This is a genomic window from Ensifer sp. ENS11, assembly GCF_014851895.1.
Classification (GTDB): domain Bacteria; phylum Pseudomonadota; class Alphaproteobacteria; order Rhizobiales; family Rhizobiaceae; genus Ensifer; species Ensifer canadensis.
This window is the reverse complement of the sequence record NZ_JACVAN010000005.1, coordinates 52,422-67,621: the sequence shown is the minus strand read 5'-3', so window position 1 is coordinate 67,621 and position 15,200 is coordinate 52,422. Positions and strand designations below refer to the sequence as shown.

Sequence of the window (15,200 nt, the reverse complement as noted above, 5' to 3'; positions counted from 1 at the left end):
AGTCGCCGATCGGTTATGCGTCCTCCTTCAAGCGGCTGTTTTCGACGCGCATGAGCGCGGTCGTCGTTTCTGAGACGAGGCGTCCCCTTGAGAAGACAAAGGCCTGATCCGGCCCGCCGGCAATCAGCGTGTCGGTGTCGAGGCAATCTGTGACCACGAAGTCGGCCCGGGCGCCTGCGCGCAGCCCATAGTCCTTGCCTAGCCCCATCAGATGGGCTGGCGCCGTGGTGATCATGCGGTGGGCCGCGGCAAGCTCGTCGCCGCGCAGGTGCCCCGCAAGCAGCGTCCAGCGGGCGATTTCGAGCATGTCGCCCGAGCCGGTCGGCACGAACGGGTCCTGGATGTTGTCCGAGGCCGTGGCGATTGTGATACCGGCGCGATGCAGTTCGGCGACCCGGGTCAGCCCGCGCGGCGGCAGCATCTCGTAATCACGCCCCTGCAGGTAGAGGTTTGCGGCCGGAAGGGTAACGACACCGACGTCGAGGGCAAGGATGCGCTCGATGATGCTTTCGAATTTCCGGCGAGGCAGGGCGCTCAAGACCGAGACATGGCTGAACACGGTGCGTCCCTGCATGCCGAAGCGCTCGACCCGGTCGAGGGCGGCCTCAATGAGGTGAACACTGGCGTTGAGGTGCTCGTCGAGATGCAGATCGACCGGCTTGCCCGCCTTGACGGCGGCCGAAAACAGGATGTCGAGATAACGTGGCGGGTCCTCGGAAACGGCCGGCGTTCCGCCGACGGCATCGGCGAGCGCCACCGCGCCGTCGATGTTTTGGCCCAGCCAGTCGAAGTCCTGGCCCGGGTGCGGCGTCATGAACGCAACGAGCTGGAGGGTGATGCGGTCTTTCGCGCTATCGCGGATGCCCGCCAGCGTCTCGATGCCGTGGAAACCGGCATCCTTGTCGACGTTGATATGGCTGCGAATGGCCGTCGTGCCGCGGGACAGGCATCGCTCAACCGTGCGCGTTGCCCGCTTGTGAATGTCGTCGGGACCAGCGGTGCGAGCATACTTGGCAAAAGCCTCGCGGGCGCCCTGGAGCGTTCCTGATGGATTGGGCGTGAACCGCAGCACGCCGGTCTTGTCGAGATGCTGGTGCGCATCGACGAAGCCCGGCGAAACCAGCATGCCGCTGATGTCGACGCAGGCGCTGCAAGAGATCGTGTTGAGAAAGGGTTCGACGACAACGAACCGCCCGTCGGCGCCCACGATGATGTCGCTGATCGATTGCGTGCCATCGTCATGGATGATGGTGCCGCCAGTGAGCGCAAAGGACTGACCGGCGGCCAGGTTTGCGAGCGACGCAATTGAATTGTCCCGTGCCATTCGTCCCCACCTTTTTGTTGTGAGGCGAAACTAAACACGCACCGTTAATTTAAACAAATTCATTATTTCAATGTTTTAATGAATAATTCGTAACAATTGGGGGCGCCTTGCCCGTTCGCTTCGCGGTCGGGGTCGCACGCCCACCTATCCAGGCCAAGACGTGCGACGTCCGATGTTCAATGTCGATATTGCGGTTCTTCCGCGTTCAGCTGTCGACGGATGGCGGCGAGATGCGCACGCGCGGAGGCGGCATCTCCCTCCCGTATCTGCCGATAAGCGGCTTCAGCGATTGCCGGATCGATGGGGCAGACCGTGCGGCCCGTGGACATCGCAAGGACCTGCACTTGCGCCGCCCGTTCGAGGTAGTAAAGGTCATCCCAGGCCTCGGCGATGGTCGGTGCGAGCACCAGCACGCCGTGATGTTTCATGAACAGGATGTCCGCATCGCCCAATGTTCCGGCAATGCGAGCGCCTTCGCGGTGATCGAGCGCAAGGCCGTTGTAATTTTCGTCGACGGCGGTGCGGCCATGAAACTTCAATGCCGTCTGCCCCGCCCAGATCAGCGGCGGACCGTCCGTCATCGACAGAGCCGTCGCATAGGGCATGTGCGTGTGGAAGACGACCTTGGCGCGCGGCAGGCGCCGGTGGATCTCGGCGTGGGTGTAGAAGGCCGTAGCCTCCGGCTCGCCTTCACCCTCGACGACGGTGCCATTTAGATCGCAGATCAAGAGTTTCGAGGCGGTCAGCTCGCGGAAGGCGTAGCCATAGGGATTGACGATGAAGAGATCGTCGTGCCCCGGCACAACTGCGGAAAAGTGGTTACAGATGCCTTCCTCAAAGCCATTGCGCGCCGCCATGCGGAAACAGGCGGCGAGCTCTTCCCTGGCGGTTCGGATGGTGTCTGTGGAAAGGTCGGGGGGGGGTCGGTCGGCCGGAGGCCTCAGAATGGTCGGCGCGGTCTTTCAGGGAGTGGGCCATGGGTGCTCCTGATCGGGTGTGGCTGGGAGCGGCGGCTGGCCGAGGTGCGATGGTGCGTCGAAAGCCGCGCGCAGAAAAAGACTACAAAGTCCTCTGCGCCCTGCCTGCCCACGCAATGCGCAGTCCAGCAGCGATACCAGATAGCGCTGAATATTTTGTCCGGTCAACCACGGTATTTGTGCAGCGCCGGATGATGAATTGCTGGACTGCAATGGATTTGCTTCAAGCATGTCGCGCAACAGCGTGCAGCGGTTTTGCGATAACGACATGCGCAAAAACAAGAGCTTAAAGCGCGGAAAGCGAATCTGAAAGATCGCGACGCGCTTTAGTGCACGGCCTTCAGAAGGAAGTCGCGGAAGCGTCGGGCGGCAGGCGAGAGCGAGCGGGCCTGTTTCTGGATGAGGCTGACCTCGCGCCGGATGAGTGGTTCGGTCGGCGTGCGCACGATCAGCCCCATCGATGTCGCCAGCCGCACGACCGCCGAGGTCATGATCGCGACGCCGAGGCCGGCTTCGACCATGCCGATAATGGTCAACGGCAGCGCCACCTCCTGCATCGTCTTGTCGAGCGGCAGCACAATGCCGTTACGGGCCAACTCGCTTTCCAGACGGTCACGAATGGGGTTGCCGCGCTGCGGGCCGATCAGCTTGCGCTCAGCAAGATCGGTCCAGCGAAGCTCAGGGCGTTTCACCAGAGCATCTTCACAATGCAGTACCACCAAGAATTCGTCAGTCGTCAGCCGGGTGCCGACCAGGTCGGTGTCTTCCTCCGGCACCGTGCCGACGCCGAGGTCGGCAGTTCCGTTGGCGACATAGTCCAGCACCGCCTTTTCGGCAACGTCATGCAGGGCGACGGTGATTTCGGGGTAGAGCTTGCTGAAGGCATTGATCAGCGGGGGCAGCAGCAGCGCGGCCTGCACGGTGCCTGCCGCAATCGAGACCTTGCCGCGTCGAAGCGCGTTGAGCTCCCGTGAGCTTTCCACCATGCCCTCGATGTCCGCCACGGCGCGCGACGCGACCGGCAGAATGTCGATGCCGGCCTGGGTGAGGCGCAGGAGACGGGTATGTCGGTCGAAGAGGCGGAGATTGAGATTGGTTTCAAGTTGCCGCACCAATGTGCTGACCGCCGACTGTGATGAGCCGAGCTTGTCGGCGGCCAGCGTGAACTGCCCGAGATTGGCCACCGTGACGAAGGCCCGAAGCTGTTTCAGCGTAATGTCCATGCTGTCTCATTCATTCAGTTACTAGATGAATAAATATAATTATGCCGATTGTTTGCTGATTTGGCCAGCCGCATGATCCTCCTCGTACGGCGTGCGGTGACATAATCACGAGGCCACGAAGCCCCACCGCGCCGGAAGCTATTCGCTGGGAGGAAAGCGAATGTCCAATCCTGCAACGACGGATCCCGTCGAAAAGATGTATCCGATCCCGAGCCTTTTTGCTCTGGGCCTGCAACACGTTCTCGTCATGTATGCCGGCGCAGTTGCCGTGCCGCTCATCATCGGCAGCGCCTTGCATCTGCCGAAGGAACAGATCGCCATGCTGGTCAGCGCAGACCTGTTCTGTTGCGGTCTGGTGACCATCATCCAGGCGGTCGGCATCGGCAATGTCGGCATTCGCCTGCCGATCATGATGGGCATCGCTTTTACCGCGGTTCCCTCGATCATCGCGACGGGCACCAACCCGGAGCTTGGGATGCCCGGCGTCATCGGCGCCGTGATTGGATCCGGCGTCTTCACGCTTCTGGCAGCACCCTATTTCGGTCGATGGGTGCGGTTCTTCCCGCCGATCGTCACCGGAACGGTCATGCTGATCATCGGGCTGTCGCTGATGCGCGTCGGCGTGAACTGGGCGGCCGGCGGGCAGCCGATGATCAAGGGGCCGGACGGAATGATCCCCAACCCGGCCTACGGTGCGCCTTTCGCGCTAGCCGTCGCAACGATCGTGCTCGTCGCGATCCTGCTCATGACGCGGTATCTCAAGGGCTTCCTGTCCAATCTCGCCGTGCTGCTCGGCATCGGCGTCGGTTTCGCCATCGCGATTGCCGCCGGCAAGGTCAGCTTCAGCGGTGTGGGGGATGCCGATTGGGTCCGGATCATTCATCCGCTCGCATTCGGCTGGCCAATATTCGAGTTCTGGTCGATCTTCTCGCTCTGTGCGGTCATGACGGTGATGATGGTCGAATCGACCGGGCAGATCCTTGCGGTCGGCGACATGACGGGCCGCAAGATTTCCCAGGCGGATCTGGCGCGCGGCCTGAGGACAGATGGTGTCGGCAACATCATCGGCGGCATCCTCAACACCTTCACCTATACGACCTACGCGCAGAATGTCGGCTTGTTGCAGATCACCGGCGTCATGAGCCGCTGGGTGGTGGCGACGGGCGGCGTCATCCTGATCCTGCTCGGCTCGCTGCCCAAGGTCGCCTTCATCAGCGCATCCATCCCGAGTTATGTGGTGGGCGGTGCGGCTATCGTGATGTTCGGCATGGTTTCGGCCACCGGCGTCAAGATCCTGAGCAAGGTGGATTTCACCAACAACCGGCGCAATCTCTATATCGTGGCGGTCAGCGTCGGTCTCGCCATGGTGCCCGTGGTCGCCGACAAGATCTTCGACCAGCTGCCGCAGGCGCTCGAAAAGTTCCTGCATAGCGGTGTTCTCGTCGGCACCTTTGCCGCGGCACTTCTCAACATCCTCTTCAACGGCATTCCCGCCAAGGAGCCGGAGGAGCCTGAACTTAAGAACGCTGCGCCCGACGCGATTTGAAGAGCACCCGACACATGTCCGGCGGCATCGCGTCGCCGGAACCCCGCCGGAACCCCGAACGAAGGGAAATCCCATGAGACGCTTTGAATACCATCGGGCGGAAACGCTGGAGCATGCCGCTCGTCTACTCACCGAGCTCGGCGACGACAGCTTTTTGTTCGCCGGCGGTACGGACCTTCTGGTTGAGATCAGGGAGAGGCTGCGGCGCGTGCGCAATGTCGTCGATATCAAGCAAATCCCCGGCCTTTCCGAAATCACCTATGACGAAACGCGGGGCCTGACCTTCGGCGCGCTGGTGACGGTCGGTCGCCTCGAGCGTCTGCCGTTGGTGGGCGCGCGCTATCCGAACCTTAGGGCCGCGTTCGCTTCGCTGGGCTCCATCCAGGTGCGCAACCGCGCCACTGTTGTCGGCAATATCTGTCGCGCCTCACCCTCGGCAGATACGATTCCGCCGCTAATCGCCGACGGGGCCTTCGTGCACATCTACAGCCGCACGAACATGCGTGTGATCCCGCTTTCGGAATTTTTCACAGGCCCTGGCAAGAGCGTGCTCGCCAAGGGCGAGATCGTCACCGGCATTACTGTGCCGCCGGCGCTCGAAAACAGCGGCAAGGCCTATCTGAAACACGGCCGCCGAAAAGCGATGGAGCTCTCCACGGTCGGCGTCGCCGTCAGTCTGACCATGGAGGATGGCGTGTGCAACGACATCCGCATCGCGCTTGGTGCCGTGGGCGCAACCGTACTGCGTGCGCGACAGGCCGAAAGCGTGCTGCGCGGCACGGCGCTCGACGCTGCAACAGTCAAGAGCGCCGCGGCGAAGGCGATGGAGGAGTGCACGCCGATCAGCAATGTACGCGCCAGCGCCGATTACCGCCGCGATATGGTCGGCGTGCTGACCGGCCGCGCCATCAAACAGGCATTGGAGGCTTTCGCATGAAACGGATCGTCGAACTCACCATCAACGGCGAGCCGCGCGACATGGCGGTTGATCCCTGCCGCTCGCTCCTGGACGCGCTTCGCGACGACGTCGGTCTCACCGGCACCAAGAAGGGCTGCGACGTCGGCGACTGTGGCGCCTGCACCGTGCTCGTAGACGGCGAGCCGGTCAACGCCTGCTTGATGCTTGCCGTCGAAGCGGAGGGCCGCGCGATCGAGACGGTCGAGGGGCTTCAGCCGGGCGTCGATACGCTGCATCCCCTGCAGGATGCCTTCATGCGGCACGGAGCCTCGCAATGCGGCTTCTGCACACCGGGCATCCTGATGATGGCCAAGAAGCTGCTCGACGACAATCCGCGGCCCACCGACGAAGACATACGCTTCGGGCTCAGCGGCAATATCTGCCGCTGCACCGGCTACACCAAGATTTTCGACGCGATCAAATCCGCCGCGCGCGAGATGGAGGCAGCAAGATCATGAACATGACGACCCCAATCGAAAAGCGCGACTTCAAAATCGTCGGCAAGAGTGTTCGCCGCGACGACGTGCTCGAAAAAGTGACGGGCGAGGCGCAGTATACCGGCGACGTCAAACTGCCCGGCATGCTGCACGGCAAGATCAAGCGTGCGGCAATCGCCCATGCCCGCATCAAGAGCCTCGATATCAGCAAGGCGCTCGCCTATCCCGGTGTCAAGGCGGTGTTGACGCATGAGACCGTGCCGCGCGTTCTGCATTACGGCTCGCCACATCCCCGTTCAGCCTCCTGCACCAAGGACCAGTATATCCTCGACGACCGTGTGCGCTTCTGGGGCGAGGGCGTCGCCGCCGTGGCCGCGATCAGCGAGGAGATCGCCGACGAGGCGCTGGACCTGATCGAAGTCGAATACGAGCCGTTGCCGGCGGTGTTCGAGCCAGAGGAGGCCGCAAAGCCTGGCGCGCCACTGATCCACGAGGTCGGGCCTGGCGGTAACCTGGTGCTCGATCCGGTGCGCGTCAGCCGCGGCGATGTGGAAGCCGGTTTTGCCGAGGCGGATTTCGTGCTCGAAGGCGTCTTTTCCGGCGGGCGACCGCATCCGGCCTACATGGAGCCCAATGTCTGCATTGCCGACTGGGACGGTTCGAACAAGCTCACCTTCTGGACCTCGACGCAGACCTCGTTCATGGTGCGCGGCATTCTTGCCGAAGTCCTCGGCCTGCCGCTCACCAAGGTGCGCGTCATCGTCGACCATATGGGCGGCGGCTTCGGCGCCAAGCAGGACCTCTTCCAGCACGAATTCCTCTGCGCGCTGCTCGCCAAGGAAACGCGTAGGCCGGTGAAGATGGAATTTACCCGGCACGAGACCTTCGTTGCCGGCCGCGCCCGCCATCCCTGCAAGATCTGGCTGAAACAGGGTTTCCGTAACGACGGCACCATCGTCGCGCGCGACATGAAGCTCGTCTACGACTCCGGCGCCTACGGCTCGCACGGGCCGGGAGTGACGATCGTCGGCACCACTGCTGCCACCTCGCTCTATCGCTGCGAGAATGTGCGGCTGGAGGGACGTTGCGTCTACACCAACACGCCGATCAACGGCGCCTTCCGCGGCTATGGCGTTGTGCAGAGCTATTATGCGCTCGACATCCAGATGGACGAGGCGGCCGAGCGTCTGGGCCTGGACCCGGCCGAGCTGAAGCTGAGAAACGCGGTGCGTGCGGGCGACATTGCGCCCTCCGGCCACCCGATCATCGGCCACGGGCTGGAAATGTGCATCAAGCACGGCATCGACGTGGTCGACTGGAAAGCATTGCGCAATCGCGACCGCACGCCGGACCCGAAGCGCCCGCACATCCGCAAGGGCTGGGGCATCGGTTGCGAGATGCACGGGTCGTCTGCATACCCGGGCATCAAGGAACAGGGCAATGCCACCGTGAAGGTCAACGAGGACGGGACCGTGACCCTCCTGACCGGCGCTGCAGGCCTTGGCACCGGTGCCCATACCGCGCTGGCACAGATTGTCGCGGAGGAACTTGGCGTGCGCTTCGAGGATGTCGGCATCATCCACGGCGATACCGACGTGGTGCCGTGGGATATCGGCGCGTTTGCCAGTCACACGACCTATCTCGTCGGCACAGCTGCGAAGATGGCCGCCAGCAAGGTCCGCGCTGCTGTTCTGGAGCGGGCGGCAATGAAGCTGCAGGTTTTGCCCGCCGACGTCGATCTCAGTGAAGGAAAGGTCTTCCTGATCACGGATCCCACCAGCGTTATGACAGTGGCCGAGGCGATGGGTCCCTCGCGCGGCATTCCTGCAGCCAATATCGTTGCAAACGGTACCTATGAGCCGACCAAATCCTACTCCTTCGCCGCGCATTTCACCGAAGTGGACGTGGATACCGATACTGGCATCGTCGAGGTCAAACGTGTCGTGCCGGTGCATGACGTCGGTCGCGTCATCCACCCCATCGCCGCGCAAGGTCAGATCGAGGGCGGCATCCAGCAGGGTATCGGCCATACGCTCACGGAGGACTACGTGATCGACAAGACGACCGGCCGGTCCCTTAACGCCGGCCTCGTCGACTACAAGATGCCGCTGTCGATGGACATGCCGGAGATCGAGACGATCATCCTCGAGGCGGCCCCTGATCCGGGCGGCCCGTGGGGGGCAAAGGGCGTCGGCGAGGACCCGATCATCGCGATCGGTCCGGCCATCGCCAACGCCATCCATGACGCCATCGGCGTTCGCTTCCGCCACTATCCGATCACTCCGGAAGACATTCTGAAAGCCTTGAGGGAGAAGGGCGCATGAACATCCATATCGAAGCTGCGAACCAGCAGAAGCTCCCGATCACGATCCTGACAGGGTTCCTGGGATCGGGAAAGACGACGCTGCTCAACTACATCCTCACCGAACGGCACGGCCACCGCATCGCGGTGATCGAGAACGAATTCGGCGAGGTGGACGTCGACAGCGACCTGGTGCTTGCCTCGGACGAGGAAATTTTCCAGATGCAGAACGGCTGCATCTGCTGCTTCGTCGACGTGCGCAACGACCTGATCGACGTGATGAAGAAGCTCCTCAGCCACAAGGACAAGTTCGACCACATCATCGTCGAAACCTCCGGACTTGCCGATCCGACGCCTGTGGCCACCGCCTTCTTCGTTGACCGCACCGTCGCCGACGAGGTGGAGCTGGATGCGGTGGTGACGCTGGTGGATGCTAAACATATCGACCAGCACCTCTACGATCCGGTGCTGGACGGCAGCGACAACCAGGCGGTCAACCAGATTGTCGCGGCCGATCGGATCATCGTCAACAAGATCGACCTTGCCGGCGAAGAGGCGCTTGGTTCGCTGGAGGGCTCGCTGCGCAAGCTCAACCAGACGGCGCCGATCCTGCGGTCGAGCTACGGCGTCGTCGAACTCTCCAACATCCTCGGCATCAACGGCTTCCGGCCGTCCTATGTGCGCGACCGTGCGGGAATCCTCGACATCGACCTGGACGAAGACCACGACGCGCATCACCACATCCACGCGGACTGCCACGATCCAGCCTGCGACCACCCCGACCATGACCACCACCACCACCACCACCACCACCATGATCATGGCCATGCGCACGAGCCCGTTCGCCGCCCGCACCAGCACGACGCGACGGTGAAATCCCATTCCTTCGTCTATCCGGACCCCTTCGACCGCGAAAAGCTTGCGACCTTTCTGAAGGGCTATCTCGGTGCGCACGGCGACGACATCTTCCGCACCAAGGGCATCGTTTCGGTCGCCGATGATGATCGCTTCTTCGTCCTCCAGGCGGTGCACAAGCTGGTCGATTTCCGCCCGGACCACGCATGGGGCGAGGACAAGCGGAAGTCGAAATTCGTCTTCATCGGCCGCAATCTCGACCGTGACGGCATAGACAGAAACTTGCGTGCATGCCTGGCGACCTAGCGGCACTTCTCCCGCCGCGAACACCGCTTGCGCAAGTCCCTCTGTCTGAACCGCCCGCGCGCCCTCCAGCGCGCGGGCGGTCGCTGCCGTTGGCGGCACAAAAGCATTTAAAAACAATACGTTAGATTGATTTTTTTATTGACATAAAGCCCGTCACGTGGTTTCCTCGACAGCGAGTAGAAGCACCGACAATTGCTCACCGTCTGTTGGAAGATGAGGCCGCGATGTCGATGCTCACGAAGAATGGAATACCCGTTGGTTGCAGCCGCGCTGCTGCATCCGCACCAGCTTTCCTTCCCCGTCATCGGCATTTCCTGAGATCGCGGATCCACGCCCGCTTCGGCCGGCCTGGTTCACTGCGCGGCCCCGCATCGACCGGACCCTCTACGACAGGAGAACGCAATGATAATTGATCTAAGCTGCTACCCCACCGATTTGGTGGATCTGGCTTGGCGCCACGACGGGGCGCCGTTCACCGGTGAGCGGCTGCTGCAGATGATGGACGGCCCCTATTACGTCAACGGCAAGCCGCGCCGTATCGACAAGGCCTTCATCCAGCCGCCGCAGGGCAACACCATTTATACCCACGAGGTCATGGACCTGGAAGGCAAGGCCGCCATCCGCCAGTACATGGCCTATACGGAAAAGATGGTGACGGAGCATCCCGACCGTTTCCTCGGCTGCTTCGTCTACAACCCGCGCTACGGCACGGCAAATGGTGCCGAAGAGATCGAACGCTACGCCAAGGAGTTCGATTTCAAGATGGTGCAGCTCCAGGCGAACATGCACGCCTACCGCCCGGACCGCGCGCTTGATTGGTTACGGCCGGCCATGAAGAAATGCGCCGATCTCGGCCTGATGGTGAAGGTGCATACCGGGGACGGTCCGTATTCAATCCCGACGGAGTTCTACCCGATCATCCGTGAGTTCCCGGAAGTGAACTTCATCCTGGCGCATTTTGGCGTCCAGACCGGCGGCGTCTATGTGTTCGAGCCGATGCAGATGGCGCTCGACACGCCGAGCGTCTACGTGGAATCCGGCTGGTGCCTTCAGTCGCGTATCGTCGAATTCGCCAAGGTCCTGCCCAAGCACAAGATCCTCTTCGGTTCCGATACGCCGCCGAACGAGCCGGGCATGTGGATCAACCTTCTGGAAGTGCTGTGCCACGAGCCGCCGCAGGGCCTCAACCTCGATGAGGATACGCTCGAAGATTATCTCGGCAACAACGTCGCCCGGATGATCGGGCTGGAAGCGACGAAACCACCGGCCACCGTCGAGGAAGCCGAGGCGTATCTGCGCCAGCACGGCGTAGCACTTGCCGCGTAAATTTGAACGGAGTGAACAATGATCATCGATACCCATCTTCACCCGACCAACCTCGTCGACGAGGCGTGGCGTCATACCGGCGAGCCCTTCACTGGCGAGCGCATGCTCAAGCTGATGGACGGCCCCTATATGATCAACGGCAAGCCGCGCCGGATCGACATGGGCTTCATCCAGCCGCCGCCGGGCAATACCGGCTACCGCGACGGCAACCGCAAGGGCCGCGACGGCATTCGCGACTACATGGCCTATTGCGCCGAGCTTTGCCAGAAATACCCGGACCGCTTCATCGGCAACTTCAACTACAACCCGCGCTGGGGGCCTGAAAACGGCGCAGCGGAGCTGGAATTCCATGTCAAGGAATACGGCTTCAAGATGCTTAAGCTGCACGCCAACATGCACGGCTATCGCCCCGACCGCGCGCTCGATTGGCTGCGTCCAGCAATGAAGAAGTGCGCCGAACTCGGCGTGGTTGTGCTGATCCACACCGGCGACGGGCCCTACACGATCCCCACGATGTTCTACCCGATCATTCGCGAATTCCCGATGGTCAACTTCATCATCGGCCATTTCGGAATTCAGACGGGCGGCAACTATTCGTTCGAGTCGTTCTGGATGGCCATGGACACGCCCAATGTCTATTGCGAATCCGGCTGGTGCTTCCAGTCGCGCATCGTCGAGTTTGCCCAGCAACTGCCGAAGAACAAGATTGTCTTCGGGACGGACAGCCCACCGAACGATCCGGGCATGTGGCTGCGCGAACTCGAGGTGCTTTGCAAGGACCCGCCGCACGGCATCAACCTCTCCGAGGACGATCTGGAAGGCTATCTCGGCAACAATATCGCAAAGCTCGTAGGCATCGACCCATCGCCGCCGCCACGCGACCTGAGGGACGCCCAGGCGCGCCTGAAGGACAGTTATGCCGGTGTCGATCGTGCCACCGGCCGGCATCTGGAATTCGCCTGATTTGACGACAGCGGCGCCCTTTGGGGGCGCCGCCACCCATCCGCAGCATCGAGGCCGAGACATGACCAAGTATCACAAGCAAGACGTTCGCCGTTTCCTGGCCGACTACCGGGAAGACCATGGCCAGGACGTCATCACCATCGACCGGCCCGTCTCGGACGATCAGGACGTGACCGCGCTGATCTGGACCCTTGCCAACAAGGGCCAGCATCCGATGCTGCACCTCACGAATGTCAGCGGCATCGGAGCTGGGGTGCTCTCGAACATCTTCGCCTCGCGTGACCGCATCGCCCGTCTTCTGGGCTCGACCGCCGACGCCCTGCATGAAGCCTATCAGGCGCGCGCCAACCGGCCGTTCACGCCGGAGCTTCTGGAAAGTGGCCCGGTCACTGACGAGATCATTTCAGGTGATGCCGTCGATCTCCACGCGCTGCCCATGCTCAAGCACTTCGACACGGACCGCGCGAAATACATCACCAGCGGTATCATCATCGGCGAGCATCCCAAGACCGGTGCCGGCAATCTCAGCTATCACCGCGCGATGATCCATTCGAGGAATTCGCTCGCGACCTCGCTGCATTCACGCGGCCATCTCTGGCGGTTGATGAATATGGCGAAGGAGAGGGGCGAGCCCATGCCGGTCGCCATGGTGATCGGCGGCCATCCGCTCTTCATGCTCGCCGCCTCCGCCCGCCTTGCCTTCGGCGAGGATGAGCGGGATGTGGCCGGCGGTCTGATGGGCGAACCCCTGCAGGTGGTCCGCACGCCGAAATATGGTATCCGCGTTCCCGCCCATGCCGAAATCGTGCTGGAGGGTGTGCTGGATCCGGAAGCCCATGTGGAAGAGGGGCCGTTCGGCGAATTCACCGGCTATTCCTCCGACCGCTCGACGAACAATCTCTTCACCGTCGAAACCATTATGCGTCGGCGTGATGCCATCCTCGTCAGCGTTGCGGGCGGCAATTCCGCCGAACACCTCAATCTCGGCCGTGTGCCGCGTGAGGCGGAAGTGGTGGAAAAGCTGAGGGCTCGCTTCCCTTCGATCACGGCAGTGCATTACCCGTCCTCTGGCACTCATTTCCACGCCTATATCGCGATGAACCAGATGCGCGAGGGTGAGGCCCGACAGGTCATGCTCGGCCTCCTCGGCTGGGACCAGTATCTGAAGACTGTCGTCGTCGTGGATGCGGATGTAGACATCACCCGCGACAGCGAGGTGCTCTGGGCGCTCGCCACCCATTTCCAGCCCCACAAGGACGTCGTCATCATCGAGGGCCTGCCGGGCAATGCGCTCGATCCCTCGGCAAGCGGCATTGGCACGACCTCGCGCATGGGCCTCGATGCCACGCGCGGGCCGAATTTCCACGGCGTGCGCGCCCGCATCAGCGACGAGGCATCCGCCCGTGCTGCGGCGCTCCTCGAAAGTGTGGGGTAGGCGATGACGACGCGGCCCAGACGTATGATCGTCGGTATTTCGGGCGCTTCCGGCGTGGTCTACGGCAAGCGCATCCTCGAAGTGCTGCGCGACCTCGACATCGAAACGCACCTGATCATGTCGCGTGCGGCCTGCATCACGCTTGCGGCCGAGGCGGATTTTTCGAAGCAGGATCTCGAGGCGCTCGCCACGACCACCCATTCCAACAAGGATATCGGAGCCGTCTGTTCCTCCGGCTCCTACAAGACGCTCGGCATGATCGTCGCGCCCTGTTCGGTAAAGACGCTGGCAGAGATCGCGACCGGCACGACCGACAACCTGCTCTCGCGCGCCGCCGACGTGGTGCTGAAGGAGCGCCGCCGCCTCGTGCTGATGCTGCGCGAGACGCCGCTCCATCTCGGCCACATCCGTAACATGGCGCAGGTCACGGAGATGGGCGGTATCATCTATCCGCCGGTGCCGGCCTTCTACGCCAAGCCCCAAAGTCTCGGCGAGATGGTCGACCATACGGTTGGCCGCGTGCTCGACCTCTTCGACCTCGACCCTGGCATCGTACGGCGCTGGCAGGGAACGCAGGCAGGGGCCGAATAGCATGACCGCCCGCATTGCTCCCGACCTGGAACCGATCGCGCAAGTTCCCCGCGCCGCTTTCCTGTCGGACGATGCGATCGACATCCTGCGCTTTGCCGCAAAGTCTCTTGAAGACGGCTACGTTGCCGCCCTGGTTACGCTCGTTCAAATCCACGGCGGTGCGGCCCGCGCTATCGGCGCGCAAATGGCGGTGCGGCAAGACGGCCTCTATTGCGGGTTTGTTTCCGGCGGCTGCACCGAGGCGGCGGTTGCGGCTGAGGCCGTGATCGCCCTGCAAAATGGCACGGACCGAAATCTCCGGTTCGGCGAAGGTTCGCCCTTCCTCGACATCGTGCTGCCCTGCGGCGGTGGCATCACGCTCGCGATCCACGTCATCCGCGATGCAGCCGTTCTGCTCCGGACACTTGCGGCCTTACAGCAGCGCACGCCCGTTCGCCTGCGCTACCATCCCCGCCAACGGACGCTCGTCTTCGAGCCGGGCGAGGGGGCGACCGGTTGGCAAGGGGATTGCTTCGTGCGCGCCTACCGCCCACGGCAGAGGCTTCTCGTCGCCGGTACGCCGATGGAAGCCGGCGCCGTGGCACGCGTCGCAGCCGCGTCCGGCTACGAGATCATTGCCGCCGAGTGGGGCCGGATGCCTCCGCAGGATCAATTGGACGGGGATACCGCGGTCGCGCTCCTGTTCCACGATATCGACCGGGAATTGGCATTGCTCGAGCGTGCCTTGGCATCGCCGGTCTTCTACATCGGAGCACTCGGAAGCCGGCGCACCCATGCCAAGCGCTGCACGGTCCTACGGCAGCGCGGTTACGGTGAGGCCGACCTTGCCCGCATCAAGGCTCCAATCGGAATCTTCGACAAGGCAAGGGACGCGAATTCGCTTGCCCTTTCGGTCGTTGCAGATGTCGCGAAATCACGCGTTGCGTCCGAGTAGTCAGGGAAATGTCCGGTGCCCCC

The 15,200-nt window shown here is 62.6% G+C and carries 13 protein-coding genes; 10 read left to right on the top strand and 3 right to left on the bottom strand.

What is annotated here, in order from left to right; translation table 11 throughout:
• Window positions 1-13 precede the first annotated feature (13 nt).
• The 3 genes from IB264_RS11640 to IB264_RS11630 form a co-directional block, all read right to left on the bottom strand.
• Window positions 14-1,324 (bottom strand): amidohydrolase family protein, encoded by a 1,311-nt coding sequence (locus IB264_RS11640; protein WP_256435851.1) that lies wholly within the window; start codon window positions 1,322-1,324, stop codon window positions 14-16.
• A gap of 176 nt (window positions 1,325-1,500) precedes the next feature.
• The gene (locus IB264_RS11635) at window positions 1,501-2,271 is read right to left on the bottom strand and encodes an aldolase (RefSeq protein ID WP_192433666.1); all 771 of its coding nucleotides are present in this window, start codon (window positions 2,269-2,271) and stop codon (window positions 1,501-1,503) included.
• 356 nt (window positions 2,272-2,627) lie between these two features.
• Complete coding sequence (locus IB264_RS11630; protein WP_084814060.1) at window positions 2,628-3,524, bottom strand: LysR substrate-binding domain-containing protein; 897 nt, start codon at window positions 3,522-3,524, stop codon at window positions 2,628-2,630.
• Window positions 3,525-3,684: 160 nt separating this feature from the next.
• Here IB264_RS11630 and IB264_RS11625 point away from each other — a divergent pair, with 160 nt between their 5' ends.
• From IB264_RS11625 to IB264_RS11580, 10 genes are all read left to right on the top strand, one after another.
• Window positions 3,685-5,070: a nucleobase:cation symporter-2 family protein gene (locus tag IB264_RS11625; RefSeq protein ID WP_025430367.1), complete on the top strand. Its 1,386-nt coding sequence runs from the start codon at window positions 3,685-3,687 to the stop codon at window positions 5,068-5,070.
• Window positions 5,071-5,143: 73 nt separating this feature from the next.
• Window positions 5,144-6,007 (top strand): xanthine dehydrogenase family protein subunit M, encoded by an 864-nt coding sequence (locus tag IB264_RS11620; protein WP_057216850.1) that lies wholly within the window; start codon window positions 5,144-5,146, stop codon window positions 6,005-6,007.
• Window positions 6,004-6,486, top strand: a complete 483-nt coding sequence (locus tag IB264_RS11615) for a (2Fe-2S)-binding protein (protein ID WP_025430365.1) — start codon at window positions 6,004-6,006, stop codon at window positions 6,484-6,486. The genes IB264_RS11620 and IB264_RS11615 overlap by 4 nt, the downstream gene beginning before the upstream one ends.
• Window positions 6,483-8,789, top strand: a complete 2,307-nt coding sequence (locus IB264_RS11610; RefSeq protein WP_057216853.1) for a xanthine dehydrogenase family protein molybdopterin-binding subunit — start codon at window positions 6,483-6,485, stop codon at window positions 8,787-8,789. Before IB264_RS11615 ends, IB264_RS11610 begins: the two co-directional genes overlap by 4 nt.
• A 2-nt stretch (window positions 8,790-8,791) precedes the next feature.
• Window positions 8,792-9,928 (top strand): CobW family GTP-binding protein, encoded by a 1,137-nt coding sequence (locus IB264_RS11605; RefSeq protein ID WP_375154963.1) that lies wholly within the window; start codon window positions 8,792-8,794, stop codon window positions 9,926-9,928.
• A 402-nt stretch (window positions 9,929-10,330) separates the two neighbouring features.
• Window positions 10,331-11,254: an amidohydrolase family protein gene (locus IB264_RS11600; RefSeq protein WP_025430362.1), complete on the top strand. Its 924-nt coding sequence runs from the start codon at window positions 10,331-10,333 to the stop codon at window positions 11,252-11,254.
• A gap of 18 nt (window positions 11,255-11,272) precedes the next feature.
• Entirely contained in the window at window positions 11,273-12,217 is a 945-nt protein-coding gene (locus tag IB264_RS11595) for an amidohydrolase family protein (RefSeq protein WP_025430361.1), read from the top strand.
• A gap of 61 nt (window positions 12,218-12,278) precedes the next feature.
• Window positions 12,279-13,652: a UbiD family decarboxylase gene (locus IB264_RS11590; RefSeq protein ID WP_192433357.1), complete on the top strand. Its 1,374-nt coding sequence runs from the start codon at window positions 12,279-12,281 to the stop codon at window positions 13,650-13,652.
• 3 nt (window positions 13,653-13,655) lie between these two features.
• Window positions 13,656-14,243, top strand: a complete 588-nt coding sequence (locus tag IB264_RS11585; RefSeq protein ID WP_057207107.1) for a UbiX family flavin prenyltransferase — start codon at window positions 13,656-13,658, stop codon at window positions 14,241-14,243.
• Window position 14,244: 1 nt separating this feature from the next.
• Window positions 14,245-15,177 carry an XdhC family protein gene (locus IB264_RS11580; RefSeq protein ID WP_107027020.1) on the top strand — a complete coding sequence of 311 codons (933 nt, stop codon included), beginning with the start codon at window positions 14,245-14,247 and terminating at the stop codon, window positions 15,175-15,177.
• Window positions 15,178-15,200 lie beyond the last annotated feature (23 nt).

Excerpts from the sequence above, each read along its gene's own strand:
- IB264_RS11610 (WP_057216853.1), top strand. The coding sequence starts at position 6,483 with ATGAACATGACGACCCCAATCGAAAAGCGCGACTTCAAAATCGTCGGC.
- IB264_RS11630 (WP_084814060.1), bottom strand. The coding sequence starts at position 3,524 with ATGGACATTACGCTGAAACAGCTTCGGGCCTTCGTCACGGTGGCCAAT.
- IB264_RS11620 (WP_057216850.1), top strand. The coding sequence starts at position 5,144 with ATGAGACGCTTTGAATACCATCGGGCGGAAACGCTGGAGCATGCCGCT.
- IB264_RS11600 (WP_025430362.1), top strand. The coding sequence starts at position 10,331 with ATGATAATTGATCTAAGCTGCTACCCCACCGATTTGGTGGATCTGGCT.
- IB264_RS11625 (WP_025430367.1), top strand. The coding sequence starts at position 3,685 with ATGTCCAATCCTGCAACGACGGATCCCGTCGAAAAGATGTATCCGATC.
- IB264_RS11615 (WP_025430365.1), top strand. The coding sequence starts at position 6,004 with ATGAAACGGATCGTCGAACTCACCATCAACGGCGAGCCGCGCGACATG.
- IB264_RS11640 (WP_256435851.1), bottom strand. The coding sequence starts at position 1,324 with ATGGCACGGGACAATTCAATTGCGTCGCTCGCAAACCTGGCCGCCGGT.
- IB264_RS11580 (WP_107027020.1), top strand. The coding sequence starts at position 14,245 with ATGACCGCCCGCATTGCTCCCGACCTGGAACCGATCGCGCAAGTTCCC.
- IB264_RS11590 (WP_192433357.1), top strand. The coding sequence starts at position 12,279 with ATGACCAAGTATCACAAGCAAGACGTTCGCCGTTTCCTGGCCGACTAC.
- IB264_RS11585 (WP_057207107.1), top strand. The coding sequence starts at position 13,656 with ATGACGACGCGGCCCAGACGTATGATCGTCGGTATTTCGGGCGCTTCC.
- IB264_RS11595 (WP_025430361.1), top strand. The coding sequence starts at position 11,273 with ATGATCATCGATACCCATCTTCACCCGACCAACCTCGTCGACGAGGCG.